We start from the raw sequence: 14,868 nt of genomic DNA, 5'->3' as shown, positions 1-14,868 counted from the left end.
CGAACCTAGGAGCTGGAGTTAGGTGGAGGTCAACGATCGGCTGGCCATGGCGCTGATCACATCGGGCATCCCAGCGCCGTCCGCGCTCACGGGGCCCCGGCGCTCACCTGCTGGTCGCCGGTCTCCTCGAAGCGCGGGACGTCGGTGCGGTCGCGCGAGTCCGGGACGTCGCCGGGCAGCCGCAGCGTCCTGGGCAGGGGACCGGGCGACCACCGGCCCCAGTGGGTCTCGGTGCGCACGTCCATCGCGGTCTGGGCGGGCAGCGCCTCCGGCGTGTACGGGTCGACCGCGTAGAGCGAACCCCAGTCCCGCCGGATGTCGTTGCGCAGGTAGGTGGGCAGCTCTCGCACGCTGGCCGCGACGTTGAGCCAGCCGAAGTGGCCGCCCGCGTCGGGGGAGGACCAGCCCTGGCCGACGCCCCGCAGCTCGGCACCGGCGGAAACCCGGAACCGGGGCATCTCGGCGATCCCGTCGCGCACCCGCGCGGTGCGCAGGCACGGGTGCAGCAACGCGGCCGGCCACTCCACGAAGGTCGGCGCGTCGCCCACGACGTCGGTCATGCGGATCAGCTGCGGGGCGCGCGGCGCGCTGACCGCGACCCACCCGTCGGGTCCGATGGCCTGGTCTCGCGCGACCACGCGCATCTTGGTCGCGCCCTCCGAGGGCCCGTCGACGGTGACCCGGTGGTCGCGCCAGCGCGGAGCGGGCGACTGCGCGACGGGGTAGCGCTGCATCAGCTCGAAGCCGCCGGCGGTCTCGCGGCCGAACTCGATGTGCACCGAGTTCGCGCCGAGCTCGCGTCCTGCCAGTGCCAGCACGATCGGGACCTCGCCGCCCGCCGCCCGGTCCGGGACGTCGTACCACTGGGTGCGCAACTCGCCGGTGCCCGTCCCTGTCGGCTCGTAGCTGCCCCAAACCGGTGCCCGGTCGTCGCCGAAGGCCGCCGGTGGCCGCCAGTCCGGTTCGCCGGGGCCGGTGCCGTCGCCGGAGGGCAGGCCGTCGCGGCCGAAGCCGTGCATCGAGGCCCGCAGGTAGTGGTCGGGGGTTTCGCCGTCGAGGCCGTCGCCCGGCACCCGCGTTCCCGGTGCTGCGACGGCGGGCTGGTCGGCGGAGACCGTCAGCAGGCCGGAGCGCGGGTTGGTCTCGACGTAGACGTAGTCCGAGAGCCCGCAGCTGGATCCGGTCAGCTGCCGGATGTTGTCCATGCCGAGGCTGTAGCCGCCCGCCTGCTCCTGGATGACCTTGGCGAAGGTGGCGATCTCGCCGACCATCAGCAGCGCGCAGATCACCGACAGCGGCGCGGTGCCCAGCCGCAGGGCGCGGCTGCGCTTCTCCAGCACCACCTCCGGCCGGTGCTCGTCGATGCGCAGGTGCTCGGCGAACGCCACGATCAGCGCGATCCCGGCGGCCACGAGTAGCAACGTGCTCAGCCGGTAACCGCCGACCGACGGCGGCTTGTCGTACCACGGCACACCCCAGCCGGAAACGTAGAACCAGGCGTTCGGCCCGGTCGCGGCGAAGGCCAGGATCAGCATCAGACCGGCGAAGAACACCGCGCGGTTGCGGCGCGAGCGCAGCACGGTGGTGCTGGTGGCCAGCGCGGTCAGCGCCGCCAGCGCACCGCCCACGGCGGCGAAGACCCCGAAGTGGTGGGTGTGCTTGGTCGGGGTGAGCGCGAGCGCGACGAAGGACAGCGCCGTCACGGCCAGCAGCCTGCGGCTGGGCCCCAGCGCCGCGCCGCGGATGCGGCCGCGGCGCAGCAGGACCACCAGGCAGGTCGCCAGGCACAGCAGCACCAGCAGGACCGGGAACCGGCGGGTCAGCGAGCCGTCGACGGTCGGGCTGAACAGCAGGTCGTAGCGGGCGAACTCCTGGAACCACTTCAGGCTCGGCCCCAAGTCGGTGCGCACCTTCGTCGCGTCGGCCGCCGAGCCCAGCGTCTGGTCGCCGAACATCAGCGTCAGCACGACGAGCCCGCAGGCCAGGACCGGCGACAGCACGGCGGCCCACCCGAACCGGGCCGCCCGCCGCGCCAGCAGGTTCGTCAGCGGCTTGAAGGCGGCCACGAACGGCAGCACGGCCACCACGCCGTGCGGGTTGACGCCCACCGACAGGGCCGCGCACACCAGGCCCAGCGCGGCGGGCAGCAGGCGTCCGGTGGCCACCGCGCGTTCGACGAGGCAGAGCACCAGCAGCGAGAACAGCACGACGACCGGCTCCGGGCGCAGGCCGCCGTTGTAGGGCAGCCAGAAGGCCAAAAACACCGCCGCCGCCGCCCACCCGGCCGCGCTGCTCGTGCGGACCTGCCTGCCGAGCCGGGGCAGCACCTGCCTGCTGATCAGCAGCCAGCTCGCCACGCCCATCGCCAGCGCGGGCAGCCGCACCCACGGCGTCGAGGTCGAGACCTGTACCCACGGCGAGTAGACGTCGATGAACCAGCCCATCGGTGCCACGGCGACCACGAACCAGCGGTAGAAGTCGCTGACGTAGCCGAGCTCCTCGCGGGCCCGGGCCATGGTGAGGAAGTAGCCGTCGTCGGCGGTCATCGCGCCGATCAGCCACCACACCACCAGTGCGCCCGCCACCGCGGCGTCGCACGCCGTGGGCCGCCACCAGGCCGCGGCGGCCAGCCTGCGGGGCCGCCGCGCGGCTCGGGCGTCGATCCCGCGCAGGGCCAGCAGCGAGCCCAGGAAGGCCAGCACGGCCAGCGCGATGGCGGCGGTCTTGAGCGGGGTCGCGTAGCTCTGGTAGCGGTTGTCGACCTCGGCGAGGAAGGACACCTCTCCCACGTCGTCGGTGCGGGCGTCGAGATCGGAGTACACGCCGGTGAGCTGCGGGCGCACGTCGCCGTCGGCCTGGGCGAACGGCTTGCCGCCGACCTCGGCGGTGGTGGCGCGGCCGTCGGAGCGGACCGCGATCGAGCAGTCGCCGGCGAGCGGGGTGCTGCCGAGCTGGCGGCCGCGCGAGAGCAGGCTCAACTGTCCTTCGTGGACCTGCAACGTCATCCCGGTGAGGGCGCCGTAGTGCGACGACGGCGAGTTCGTCGAAAGCAGCGTGGCGGGACGTGCGAAGCGGGCGTCGAGCCCGACCGCGGTGCTGCACGGAAGGTCGAGGTCGAGCCGGATGGGGGAGTATCCGGTCAGCGGCGCCGAAACCGGCTCGGTGCCGTGGGCGGTCGGCCACTTCAGGGTCGTGATGTCGTGGTGCACCGGGAGGAACGGCACCGCCAGCGAGAGCGCGGCGGCGAGCAAGCCGGAGACCACCGCTAGGAGTTTCAGCCGGTCGGGCGCGAGGCGTCCGAGCCAGTGCCTCGAATCTCCCTGGCCGTGAGCGGTTCGTCCGCCGGGTGCAAGCTCGTCCCCATCACGCACGGTGGCGAGCATATGCGCGGGCTTCCCATCGGTGGTGGACCCTGCAATCGCCCCGACGGGCGACTTCGGCGAATGCGCCGGGGCCCGCGGACAGGCCCCGGCGCGCGCCGGTCACGCGACGAGGATGCCCGCGATGGTCGCGCTGAGCAGGTTGGCCAGCGTGCCCGCCGCGATCGCGCGCAGCCCGTACCGGGCGATCAGCGGCCTGCGGGCGGGGACCAGGCCGCCCAGCCCGCCCAGCAGGATGGCCAGCGAACCGAGGTTGGCGAAGCCGCACAGCGCGAAGGTGATGATGGTGGCGCTCTTCTCGCTGAACGCCCCGATCTGCGGCCCGAAGTCGGCGAAGGCCACGAACTCGTTGATGACCAGCTTCTGGCCGAGGAACCCGCCCGCGGCGACGGCCTCGTGCCACGGCACGCCGGTGATGTACATGACCGGCGCGAAGACGTAGCCGAGGATCTGCTCCAGCGTCAGGTCCGGCAGCCCGAACCAGCCGCCCACCAACCCGACGAACAGGTTGACCAGGGCCACCAGCGACACGAACGCGAACAGCATCGCGCCGACGTTGAGCGCGAGCTTGAGGCCGTCGCTCGCACCGCTCGCGGCGGCGTCGATGACGTTGCGCGGCTGGTAATCCTCGGTCTGCGACTCGTCCTGCTTCCCGGTGGCCTCGACCGCCTTCTCGGAGTCCTCACCCTCCGCCTTGCCGTCCTCGGCCGACTCAGGCGCCGTGGTGTCGCCGGACCCGGTGGCCGCGACAGCGGCGGCGCGGTCGCTGGAGGTCGGCTCGGTCTCCGGGATCATGATCTTGGCCATGAGCAGGGCGCCCGGTGCGGCCATGAAGCTCGCGGCGATCAGGTTCTGCAGGTCGGCGCCGAGCGCGGCGTAGCCGACCATGACGGTGCCCGCCACGGTGGCCAGCCCGCCGACCATCACCGCGAAGAACTCCGACTCCGACATCCGCGCCAGGTACGGGCGGATCACCAGCGGCGACTCGGTCTGGCCGAGGAAGATGTTGGCGGTGGCGTTGAGCGACTCCGCCTTGCTGGTGCCCAGCACCTTGCGCAGTCCGCCACCGATGATGCGCACCACCCACTGCAGGATGTTGAGGTGGTAGAGCACCGCGGTCAGCGACGCGACGAACACGATCAGCGGCAGCACCTGGAAGGCCACCACGGTCCCCGTCGCGGGCAGGATCGGCCCGAACAGGAAGTCGATGCCCTCCTTCGACGAGTCGATGACCCGCTGCACGCCGCCGGCGGTGGCCGCCAGCGCCTGCCTGCCCGTCTCCCAGCGCAGCACCGCGAAGGCGAAGACGATCTGGATGGCCAGTGCGCCGAGCACGGTGCGCGGCTTGATCGCCCGGCGGTTCGTCGACATCGCGAACGCGATCAGCAGCAGCACGAGCATGCCGCCGATGCCCCACAGGACCTCCACGCCCACCCCTTCCTTCCTCGTCGAGCTCACCGGTTGCGGTGCGGAGTCAGATCCGTGTCGACGCAATAGTTCGTTCGGGTGATGCTCGCATTCCGGCTGGTCATCGCTGCAACCGGGCGCCTTTCCCGGAAAAGCGCTGTGACCTGCATCTCTAGAAAACTGTGAAAGGCGAATTCCCGTCAAAAACGCCGGAGCTTGATCGCGCGCCGTTACGTTCCGTCCACCGGAAAGAGTGAACCGAGACGGAGATGGGCGGAGCATGCGGAATCGACCTCTCGCAATGACGGTGACCGCCGCGGCCGCGGTGGCGGGGCTGGCCCTGCCCGCGTCGTCGCAGGCGCTCAGCGCGTCGCCGCAGGCGGCCACCGGCGCGGCCGCGGTGCAGGAGCACCTCCAGGAGCTGCAGAAGATCGCCGAGGCCAACGGCGGCCACCGCGCCTCCGGCAGCCCGGGCTACCAGGGCTCGATCGACTACGTGAAGGCCAAGCTCGACGCGGCGGGCTTCGCCACCACCCTCCAGGAGTTCGACTCCATGGGGGGCAAGACCTACAACCTGCTCGCCGAGACCCCCGGCGGCGACGCGAACAACGTCGTGATGGTCGGCGCGCACCTCGACAGCGTCAGCGCGGGCCCCGGCATCAACGACAACGGCACCGGCAGCGCGGCGATCCTGCAGGCGGCGCTGGACTTCGCGGGCAGCGGCGCGCAGCCGAAGAACAAGCTGCGCTTCGCGTTCTGGGGCGCCGAGGAGGAGGGCCTGGTCGGCTCCTCGCACTACGTCCAAACGCTGCCCGAGCAGGACCGCGGCAAGGTCGCGATGTACCTGAACTTCGACATGGTGGGCTCGCCCAACGCCGGCTACTTCACCTACGACGGCGACGACTCCGACAACGAGGGCGCAGGCCCCGGCCCCGAGGGCTCGGCCCAGATCGAGAAGGTGCTCAACGACTCCTTCGGCGGGGCCGGCGTGGCCACCGAGGGCACCGACTTCGACGGGCGTTCCGACTACGGGCCGTTCATCGAGGTCGGCATCCCCGCGGGCGGCACGTTCACCGGCGCCGAGGGCACCAAGACCCAGGAGCAGGCGGACAAGTGGGGCGGCCAGGCGGGCCAGGCCTACGACCCCTGCTACCACTCGTCGTGCGACACCGTCGACAACGTCAGCCAGGAAGCGCTCGACCGCAACCTGCAGGTGATCTCGGCAGCGGTGAAGACCTTCGCGGAGCAGACCCCCACTCGCTGACCCCGGACCGCGGGCCCGCGCGCCACCCTGTCGGCGCGCGGGCCTCGCGCTTCCCGTAACGTGCCCCGCCGGTTGCCGTGCCGTGACGCGCCCGGATCTGTCGTGAATCGTTTTACGTCCGATAGGTTATTGTTTTGCCGCGAGATGGGCGGGCAAGAGGGCGGTGCGATGCGAGCAGGGAGCAACAACCATCCCAGCGGGATGGTGAGCATCAAGGACGTCGCCGAACGGGCCGGGGTCTCGGTCGCCACGGTCTCCAACTCCATCAACCGGCCCGACCGCGTGTCGGCGCCGACCAGAGACCGCGTGCTGTCGGTCATCGACGAGCTCGGCTACGTCCGCAGCGAGTCCGCCCGCCAGCTGCGCACGGGCCACAGCCGGATGGTGGCCCTGCTCGTGCTGGACATGGCCAACCCGTTCTTCGTCGACGTCGCCCGCGGCGTCGAGGACGCCACCCGCGCCCAGGACCTCGGCCTGATGATGTGCAACAGCGGCCAGGACGAGAGCGCCGAGGCGCTGTACCTGTCGCTGTTCGCCGAGCAGCGGGTGCGCGGCGTGCTGGTGACCCCCTCCGACGTCGCAGGGCGCAACCTCGACACCTTCCGCAGGCACGGCATCCCGCACGTGCTGGTCGACCGCACGCTCGACATCGAGGACGGCTGCTCGGTGTCGGTCGACGACGTCACCGGCGGCGCGCTGGCCGTCGGCCACCTGATCGAGACCGGGCACACCCGCATCGCCTACATCAGCGGCCCGTCGCGGCTGAACCAGTGCCGCGACCGGCACGCCGGTGCGCTCAGCGCGGTTCGCGAGGCGGGGCTGGACGAATCGGCGCTGTCGGTGCTGGAAGTTCCGTCGCTGGACGTGGTCTCCGGGCGTGACGCCGGCTCCCGGCTGCTGGGCCTTCGTCCCCGTCCGACCGCGGTGTTCTGCGCCAACGACCTGCTCGCGCTGGGCGTCCTGCAGGCGATGTTCGCCGCCGGGGTGCGGGTGCCCGAGCAGATGGCGCTGGTCGGCTACGACGACATCGAGTTCGCCGCGGCCGCGGCGGTGCCGCTGACCTCGGTGCGCCAGCCGGCGTTCCGCATCGGCCGCACCGCGGCCGAGCTGCTGCTCGACGAGACCTCCGGCGACTTGCACACCCACCAGCGCGTGGTGTTCGACCCCGAGCTCGTCGTCCGGCGCTCGACCCTGGCGCGCCAGGACTGACGACGCGCCACGTTCCCCCGCTCCGGGCCTTGTTCCGCGGCAACGCGGCTCGTAACGTCTTCTCGCACGTGCCTGTAACGTTTCATCCAGTCGTTCACGAACGGAGCGCGGGATGGTCGCTGCGGCGGACGGACCCGAGGACGGCAGACCTTCCCGGCGCCACTGGCGGTGGGCGGCGCTGGCGGCCATGGCCTCCTACATCGACGCGGGCTCGATCGTGGCCGCCGCGGCCGGACTGCCGCTGTGGGAGTCCTACCTCGGTCTGGGGTCCACGACGGTCGGGCTGCTGACGGCGTTCAGCAGCAACGCGATCTCGGCCGCGGTCGGCGCGCTGGTCGGCGGCAGGCTCGGCGACCTGTTCGGGCGCAAACGCATCTACGCGTGGGACCTGCTGGTCTTCGCCTTCGGCATCGCGTGGATCGTCTTCGCGGTCAACCTGCCGATGCTGTTCATCGGCTACGTGATCGTGGGGCTGGCGGTCGGGGCCGACCTGCCGACGTCGCTGGCGCTGGTCGCCGAGTTCTCCCCGGCGCGCTCGCGCGGCAGACTGCTGGGGCTGAGCCAGATCGCCTGGTGCGTCGGGCCGTTGGTGACGCTGCTGCTGGCGTTCGCACTCGCCCCGCTCGGACTGCTCGGCGTCCGCATCGTCTTCGCGCACCTGTTCGTGGTCGCGATCGTCACCTGGCTGCTGCGGCGCTCCATCGTGGAGTCCGCGCGGTGGCAGCGCGCGAGCGGTCCGAACCCGATGGCGGCGAGCAGGCTCCGGGACCTGGGCACACCGGTGAACCGCAGGGCGCTGCTGTTCACCGGGTCGGTGTACCTGCTGTGGAACATCGCGGCCGGGACCAACGGCGCCTTCCTGCCCTACATCCTGCAACGGCAGGGCGGTGCCGACCAGGCCACCAGCGTCGCCGTCCAGAGCCTGAGCTTCGTGCTGACCACGTTCGCGGTGCTGCTGCTGTTCATGCCGCTCAGCGACAGCCGGTACCGGCGTCCGGTGTTCGCCGTGGGCGCGGTGATGCAGGTGGCGGCGCTGGCGGCGTTCGTGGTGCTGCCGGTCGGCATCGGCGCGGCGCTGGTCAACGTGGTCCTGTTCGGCATCGGCGCGGCGTGCGCGGGGGAGTCGTTCTACAAGCTCTGGTCGCAGGAGATGTTCCCGACGGTGCTGCGCGGCACCGCCCAGGGCATCACCTTCGCGGTCTCGCGCGTCGTGCTCGGGGTGTGGAGCTTCCTGGTGCCGGTGATGCTCTCGTCGGCGTTCGGGCTGCGGGGCATGTCGGCGATCATGATGGGCATGCTGGTCCTGTTCGGCGTGATCGGCGTGGTGTTCATGCCCGACTCGGCGGGCAGGTCGCTGGGCGAGCTCGACACCGCGCACCGCGCCTCCGCCAGTCCACAGAGGACCTGAGAGCTGGAGGCCCCGTTCGGCCGAATTCGGATGGCATGAACGGGTGCACCGGAATGCGTTGGCGCTACGCCGTTTCCTGCTCGGAAACCAGCGTTACTGGCGGGTATACGCCAAGTTCTCCTGCCTGATCGGAAACTCTCGTTCAATCGATGCGGTTCGCCTGCTCTGTCCGAGACTCTTCGATTCCGGAGGCAGCTGCATGCACTACTTACGGCAGGCCGCGTGCGTCACCGCGGCGACCGCCATGACCCTCGCGACCACCGTCATCGCGGCGCCGGCGTTCGCGGCCGGCGCGGCCACCAACTACGTCGCACTCGGCGACTCCTACTCCTCCGGGGTGGGAAGCCGGGACTACTTCGAGGACAGCGGGGACTGCCTGCGCAGCCCCAAGTCCTACGCCCAGCTGTGGGCCGACGCCCACGGCGTGGACAGCTTCACCTTCAACGCCTGCTCCGGCGCGACCACCGACGACGTCAACTCCGGCCAGCTCGACGGGCTCAGCGCCGACACCACCCTGGTGACCATCTCGATCGGCGGCAACGACGTCGGGTTCTCCGGCGTCGTGCAGGACTGCCTGCTCGGCAACGACGAGGGCTGCGACAACGCGGTCAGCGCAGCCGAGGAGAAGGGCCGCAGCGAACTGCCCGGCAAGCTCGACACCACCTACGCCAACATCAAGCAGGCCGCGCCCAACGCCGAGGTCGTCGTGCTCGGCTACCCGCGGCTGAACCAGCCGACCGGCGGTTGCGGCGTTCCCGGCTTCTCCGAGGCCAAGCGCCAGCGGATCAACGCCGGGGCCGACGTGCTCGCCGAGGTCATCAGCGAGCGCGTCTCGGCGGCGGGCTTCACCTACGCCGACACGCGGGACGCCTTCGAGGGCCACGGCGTGTGCAGCAGCTCGGAATGGATCAACGGGCCGAGCAACCCGCTGCGGGAGTCGTTCCACCCGAACACCTCCGGCTACGCGGAGGGCTACCTGCCGGTGCTGAACTCCGTCACCGGCTGACCCACGGCGTCGTGGGCCTGCCGGAGCAACGGCGGGCCCACGACGTGCCGGCGGGGCTCCTCAGGCGGTGTCGCGCGCGGGGCTCCGTTGCGCGGAGCCGGTTTCGTCCTGCTCTCGCGGGGTGAACTGGACGGGCTGGTCCAGCCAGCGCCCGAGCCGGTACACCCCCACGTACCCGGCGATCGCGGCGGCGAGCAGCCCCGCCACCGGTACGAGTCGTCGCATCACTTCGCCCAGGCCTCCCGGATTCGGCAGCGGGTGCGCGTTCGCGAGCAAGATATCGCGCTGCGGTGAAATTCCCGCTGGTGAAAACGTTTCGTCACCGCTTCGGGTGATCTCAGGGTTGACGACCGTCCACGTTGGGGGGATGCGCCACCACGGTACGGGGACCTGGCCCCGGAAGGACCTGCACCCCGCACCCCTCCGCCCTACGTTGAGCTCGACGTGGTGATCGAGAGTGCGGGAGGCAGTTGTGAGGTCGCTGGTTCGGATCGCTTCGGCGGTGGTGCTGACGACGGTGGCCGCGGTGGTGGCACCCCTGCCGGCGATGGCGCAGGCGAGCGATCCGGTCGTGTTCGTGCACGGATACCGGGGCCAGGCCGCGACGTGGGACGACATGAAGGCCAGGTTCGCCGAGAGCGGCTACGCCCAGGAACGGCTGCACGCCTTCGAATACCCCGTCGGCATCTCCAACGCCGAAGCCGCCCAACGCCTGTCCACCTACGTCGGCGACGTGCTGACCAAGACGGGCGCGAGCAAGGTCGACGTCGTCAGCCACTCGATGGGGGCGCTGAACTCCCGGCACTGGATGAAGTTCCTCGGCGGTGCCGACGTGGTCGACGACTGGGTCGGCCTCGGCGCGCCCAACCACGGCACCGAGACCGCGCGGCTGTGCGCGGACGTGGCCTGCCAGGAGATGCGCCCCGGCTCGGAGTTCCTCAACGCGCTCAACGCCGACGACGCGACGCCCGGTGCGGCCAACTACGGCAACTTCTGGTCCGACTGCGACGGAGTGGTCCAGCCCGCGCGGTCGGCGGTGCTGGCGGGCGCGACCAACGTCCAGGTCGGCTGCGTGAACCACGTGGACCTGGTGCGCAACCACGAGGTCTACCAGCGGGTCGCCGCGTTCATCAGCTGAACCCGTCCGGGTGCACCGACCGCGCGGCGCGGATGATCCCGTCGATGCGCCGCGCGTGCGCCCCGCGCCAGTAGACGCGCCCGCAGTCCCGGCAGCGCGCGTAGTCGTCGTAGTTGCGCCGCGTGCCCGGCTTGATCTCCGGCAGCACCTCCTGCTTGGGCACGGCGGCGAGCTCGCCGTTGCAGGAGGTGCAGCGCGTCCACGGCGCCAGCGGGGGAGCGAAGCGGTCGAGCACGTCGGTGAGCTGGTCGGCCGGGGCGGTCCCGCGCACGTAGGCGCCCACGCGCACCGCGCGGCGGCGGAGCAGCCCGCGGTCCTGGGTGAGTAGCACCCGGTGCTCGCGGGCCGCGCGTTCGATCAGCTCGTCGTCATCGGCGTCGTTGCGGTAGGCGGCGTCGACGCCCAGTAGCCGCAGGCGCCGAGCCAGCTTGCCGAGGTGGACGTCGAGCAGGAAGCGCGCCGGGGCGGGCTGCGGTCGCCGCACCGGCCGGACCTGCACCGTCGATCCCGCCTCCGCCAGGCGACCGGGCTCCCGCGCGGTGCCGTCCACCACCAGTTCGCCGACCTCTGTCAGCGGCACCCCGAGCGACTCGGTGACGTGACCGAGGGTCGCCGTCCCGTCGTGCGGCACCGCGACCTGCCCGACCCGGTGGCGTGGGGCGACGAACAGCCAGAGGTCAGGGTCGATCCGGACGCGCAGCGTCGGTCGCTCGTCCGTCATCGGCCAATTCTGGCCCCGCCGGGGCCGTGTCGTTGAGCCGGGAGTGCTTCACGCTGTAGGTGAAGTACCAGACCAGCGCCACCGCGATCCACACCGCGAACATCAGGTAGGTCTCCAGCGGCAGCTCGTAGATCAGGTACAGGCACGCCGCGATGCTCAGCACCGGGATGACCGGCCCGCCCGGCACCCGGAAGCCGCGCTCGAGGTCCGGGCGGGTGCGGCGCAGCACCAGCACGCCCGCCGACACGACGGTGAACGCGACCAGGGTGCCCATGCTGGTGAGGTTGGACAGCGTGCTCAGCGGCACCACCGCGGCCAGCGCCCCGACGAAGGCCGACACGATGAGGGTGTTGCGCACGGGCGTGCGGCTGCGCGGGTTCACCTTGTGGAAGCTCTCCGGCAGCATGCCGTCGCGGCCCATCGAGAACAGCACGCGGGTCTGGCCGTAGATCGTGGTCAGGGTGACGCCGAAGATCGAGATGACGCCGCCGAGCGCGAGGACGACCGCCGCCCAGCCCGAGCCGGTGAGGTTGCTCAGGATGGCGGCCAGACCGGCGTCCTGGCCCTCGAACGCCCGCCACGACTGGGCGCCGATGCCGGCCACGGCCACCAGGATGTAGACGGTGGTGACGATGACGACCGACCAGAACAGCGCCAGCGGCAGCGTGCGGCGCGGGTTGCGGACCTCCTCGCCCGCCGTGGAGACGGTGTCCATGCCGATGTAGGAGAAGAAGACCATGGACGCGGCGGTGCCGATGCCCGCGACCCCGAAGGGCGCGAAGGGCTGGGCGTTGGCGTCGTTGAAGGCCATCATCGCCACCACCACGAACAGCAGCAGCACCCCGAGCTTGATGAACACCGTGATCGCGTTGATGGTCGCCGACTCCTTGGCGCCGCGCACCAGCAGGAAGCAGCACAGCAGCACCAGCACCGCCGACGGCACGTTGAGCACGCCGCCCTCGCCAGGAGGGGCGCTGAGCGCTTCCGGTATCTGCCAGCCGACGGTGTCGCCCAGCAGGCGGTTGAGGTACTCGCCCCATCCGACCGCGACCGCCGACGCGGCCACCCCGTACTCCAGGATCAGGCAGGCCCCGACGACGTAGGCGATGAGCTCGCCCATCGTGGCGTAGGCGTAGGTGTAGGAGGCGCCCGAGACCGGGATGGCCGAGGCCAGCTCGGCGTAGCACAGCGCGGTCAGCGCGGCGGTGATGCCCGCGATGATGAACGAGACCACCACGGCCGGTCCCGCCTTCGGCACCGCCTCGTTGAGGACGAAGAAGATGCCGGTGCCCACGGTGGAGCCGACGCCGATCATGGTCAGCCGGACCACGCCCAGCGAACGGCGGAGCTCGCCGCCACCGGTTTCGGTTCCGGTCTCGGCGTGCAGGGTGCTGATCGGCTTGCGGCGCAGCAGCCTGCTTGCGTCGAGTGCCTGCCTTGGCATGCGGTGCTCCTCGCGGGTGCGCCCGTGGCTCGGGCGAGCGGTTTTCGCGGCGGGACAGATGGTGAACGAGGGGTTGCGGTGGTCTGACACCGGGGCCCCGGTCCAGTCCGGTGCGGTGGGTCACACCAGGTGGGCAGACCCTATGGAGTACAAGATTCTGACGTCAACAGGGTCATGAACGGGAAGTAACGCCGAATTCAGGTCGCATGTCGGGAATTTCTTCTTCTCAGCGCCAGTGATGTTGGGGTGCGCGTCGGGCTCGCCGAAGCCCGGCGGCACCCGGTGTCGTATCCGCGGGTGCGCCGGGCAGCGCTACTGCGAGCGGGCGTTCGGGGGTGCCGGGGCCGGTCGGTGCGGCGATAACGTGATCTTCCCGGCCGGAGCAGAGGGAGCCTCCGAACCGCTCCCAGGGGCGCCCGCCCACGAGTGGCCGACGGCGCCCGCTTCAGGTACGGGAGACATCATGACCCGATCTCCGAACGGGCCCGGCCCGTTCTCGCGACGCGGGATGCTGGGCGCGGCCGCGGCCACCGGGCTGACCGCGTGCACGCCGGCCTCGACCACGGTCCGGTCCACTGTGGAAGAGCAGGATGCCGTCGCCGCCAGCGGCGGTCCGCTGCTGCTGCGCGGAGCGATGCTGGCCGATGGGCGGCGGACCGACATCCTGCTCGACCAGGGGCGGATCGCCGCGGTCGACGCGGTCGCGAACGGGGCACCCGAGCTGGACCTCACCGGCTACCTGCTGCTGCCCTCCGCCGTGGAGACCCACGCCCATCTGGACAAGGCACTGCTCGGGGACCGCGTGCCGAACCCGGCCGGTGACCTGGACGGGGCTAAGGACGCGATCTCGGCCGCGGCGGCGGGCATCCCGGATGAGGACGTCCGCGCGCGTGCCTCGGCCGCCCTGGAGATGGCGGTGCGGCACGGCTACACCGCCGTGCGCAGCCACGCCGACACCGGCAAGGGCAACGGGTTGCGCGGGCTGCGGGTGCTGCTGGAGCTGCGGGAGCGGTTCGCCGACGTCGTCGACCTGCAAGTGGTGTGCTTCGTCGGCCCGGTGTCGGGGGCCTCGGGTGCCGAGGCCCGCCGGCTTCTCGACGAGGGGCTGCGGATGGGCGCCGACGCGGTCGGCGGCGTGCCCTACGTGGACCCCGACCCGGCGCAGGCGGTGCGGGAGTACCTGGCCGCGGCGCGGGAGCACGGCAAGCTGGTCGACCTGCACACCGACGAGACCACCGACCCGGCCGTGCTGTCGCTGCGCGAGCTGGCGGCCGAGACGGCGCGGACGGGGATGGGCGGCAGGGTCACAGCCTCGCACTGCGTCAGCCTCGGCCAGCAGGACCCGGCCACCGCGCGGCAGGTCGCCGCGGAGGTGGCCGCCGCGGGCGTCGCGGTCGTCACGCTGCCCCAGACCAACCTCTACCTCCAGGGGCGCCAGGCCGGCACCCGCGTGCCGCGGGCGCTGACCGCCGTCGAGGCGCTGCGCGAGGCCGGTGCGGTGCTGGCCGGCGGGGGCGACAACTGGCGCGACCCGTTCAACGCGGTCGGCCGGGCCGACCCCTTCGAGATCGCCTCGCTGCTGGTCAGCGCCGGTCACTTCACCCCGGCCGACGCCTACGAGGCGGTGACCGGCAAGGCGCGGCAGGTGCTCGGCCACCCGCCGGTGCGGATACGGCCGGGAGACCCGGCCGAGCTGATGGCCGTCCGTGCGGGCGATCTCGGCACGGCGGTGGCGCAGGCCAGCCAGGACCGCGCCGTGTTCCATCGCGGCAGGCTCGTCGCGCGGACCAGGGTCGCAGGCGCGCTGCACCGCGCGAGGTGAACGAGGCTGGGCGGCCTGGTGGCGCGGCGGGCGAACAGGCCGGCCCGGGTGCGGCGGGCCACCCGCTGC

11 protein-coding genes are annotated in these 14,868 nt (G+C 71.7%); 6 read left to right on the top strand and 5 right to left on the bottom strand.

Translation table 11 applies throughout. The features are described 5' to 3' along the window. Positions 1-86 precede the first annotated feature (86 nt). Positions 87-3,263 (bottom strand): arabinosyltransferase domain-containing protein, encoded by a 3,177-nt coding sequence (locus HUO13_RS29065; RefSeq protein WP_211898164.1) that lies wholly within the window; start codon positions 3,261-3,263, stop codon positions 87-89. Positions 3,264-3,482: 219 nt separating this feature from the next. Further along, positions 3,483-4,814 carry a NupC/NupG family nucleoside CNT transporter gene (locus HUO13_RS29060; RefSeq protein ID WP_249124154.1) on the bottom strand — a complete coding sequence of 444 codons (1,332 nt, stop codon included), beginning with the start codon at positions 4,812-4,814 and terminating at the stop codon, positions 3,483-3,485. Between the two features lie 274 nt (positions 4,815-5,088). Here HUO13_RS29060 and HUO13_RS29055 point away from each other — a divergent pair, with 274 nt between their 5' ends. The 4 genes from HUO13_RS29055 (at position 5,089) to HUO13_RS29040 (ending at position 9,674) form a co-directional block, all read left to right on the top strand. Further along, positions 5,089-6,051 (top strand): M28 family metallopeptidase, encoded by a 963-nt coding sequence (locus HUO13_RS29055; RefSeq protein ID WP_211898163.1) that lies wholly within the window; start codon positions 5,089-5,091, stop codon positions 6,049-6,051. A 201-nt stretch (positions 6,052-6,252) separates the two neighbouring features. Then, positions 6,253-7,260 carry a LacI family DNA-binding transcriptional regulator gene (locus HUO13_RS29050; RefSeq protein WP_211903234.1) on the top strand — a complete coding sequence of 336 codons (1,008 nt, stop codon included), beginning with the start codon at positions 6,253-6,255 and terminating at the stop codon, positions 7,258-7,260. 112 nt (positions 7,261-7,372) lie between these two features. Next, the gene (locus HUO13_RS29045; RefSeq protein WP_211898162.1) at positions 7,373-8,668 is read left to right on the top strand and encodes an MFS transporter; all 1,296 of its coding nucleotides are present in this window, start codon (positions 7,373-7,375) and stop codon (positions 8,666-8,668) included. A gap of 199 nt (positions 8,669-8,867) precedes the next feature. Then, positions 8,868-9,674 carry an SGNH/GDSL hydrolase family protein gene (locus HUO13_RS29040; protein ID WP_211898161.1) on the top strand — a complete coding sequence of 269 codons (807 nt, stop codon included), beginning with the start codon at positions 8,868-8,870 and terminating at the stop codon, positions 9,672-9,674. Positions 9,675-9,734: 60 nt separating this feature from the next. Here the strand turns inward: HUO13_RS29040 and HUO13_RS29035 are convergent, their stop codons facing one another. Continuing rightward, positions 9,735-9,902, bottom strand: a complete 168-nt coding sequence (locus tag HUO13_RS29035) for a hypothetical protein (protein ID WP_211898160.1) — start codon at positions 9,900-9,902, stop codon at positions 9,735-9,737. Between the two features lie 244 nt (positions 9,903-10,146). Here HUO13_RS29035 and HUO13_RS29030 point away from each other — a divergent pair, with 244 nt between their 5' ends. Continuing rightward, the gene (locus tag HUO13_RS29030) at positions 10,147-10,812 is read left to right on the top strand and encodes an esterase/lipase family protein (protein ID WP_211898159.1); all 666 of its coding nucleotides are present in this window, start codon (positions 10,147-10,149) and stop codon (positions 10,810-10,812) included. On the opposite strand, the gene HUO13_RS29025 is transcribed toward HUO13_RS29030, so the two are convergent. Together HUO13_RS29025 and HUO13_RS29020 are read right to left on the bottom strand one after the other, a co-directional pair. Further along, the gene (locus HUO13_RS29025) at positions 10,805-11,533 is read right to left on the bottom strand and encodes a Mut7-C RNAse domain-containing protein (protein WP_211898158.1); all 729 of its coding nucleotides are present in this window, start codon (positions 11,531-11,533) and stop codon (positions 10,805-10,807) included. The genes HUO13_RS29030 and HUO13_RS29025 overlap by 8 nt on opposite strands. Next, a complete protein-coding gene (locus HUO13_RS29020; RefSeq protein ID WP_211898157.1) occupies positions 11,490-12,977 on the bottom strand; it encodes an amino acid permease in 1,488 nt (495 codons plus the stop codon). Before HUO13_RS29020 ends, HUO13_RS29025 begins: the two co-directional genes overlap by 44 nt. A gap of 463 nt (positions 12,978-13,440) precedes the next feature. Here HUO13_RS29020 and HUO13_RS29015 point away from each other — a divergent pair, with 463 nt between their 5' ends. Beyond that, positions 13,441-14,799 (top strand): amidohydrolase family protein, encoded by a 1,359-nt coding sequence (locus HUO13_RS29015; RefSeq protein ID WP_211898156.1) that lies wholly within the window; start codon positions 13,441-13,443, stop codon positions 14,797-14,799. The last annotated feature ends 69 nt before the right edge of the window (positions 14,800-14,868 follow it).

The organism is Saccharopolyspora erythraea, from assembly GCF_018141105.1.
GTDB lineage: Bacteria > Actinomycetota > Actinomycetes > Mycobacteriales > Pseudonocardiaceae > Saccharopolyspora_D > Saccharopolyspora_D erythraea_A.
The sequence above is the reverse complement of the archived record's forward strand: the minus strand, read 5'-3'. Positions and strand labels throughout refer to the sequence as shown.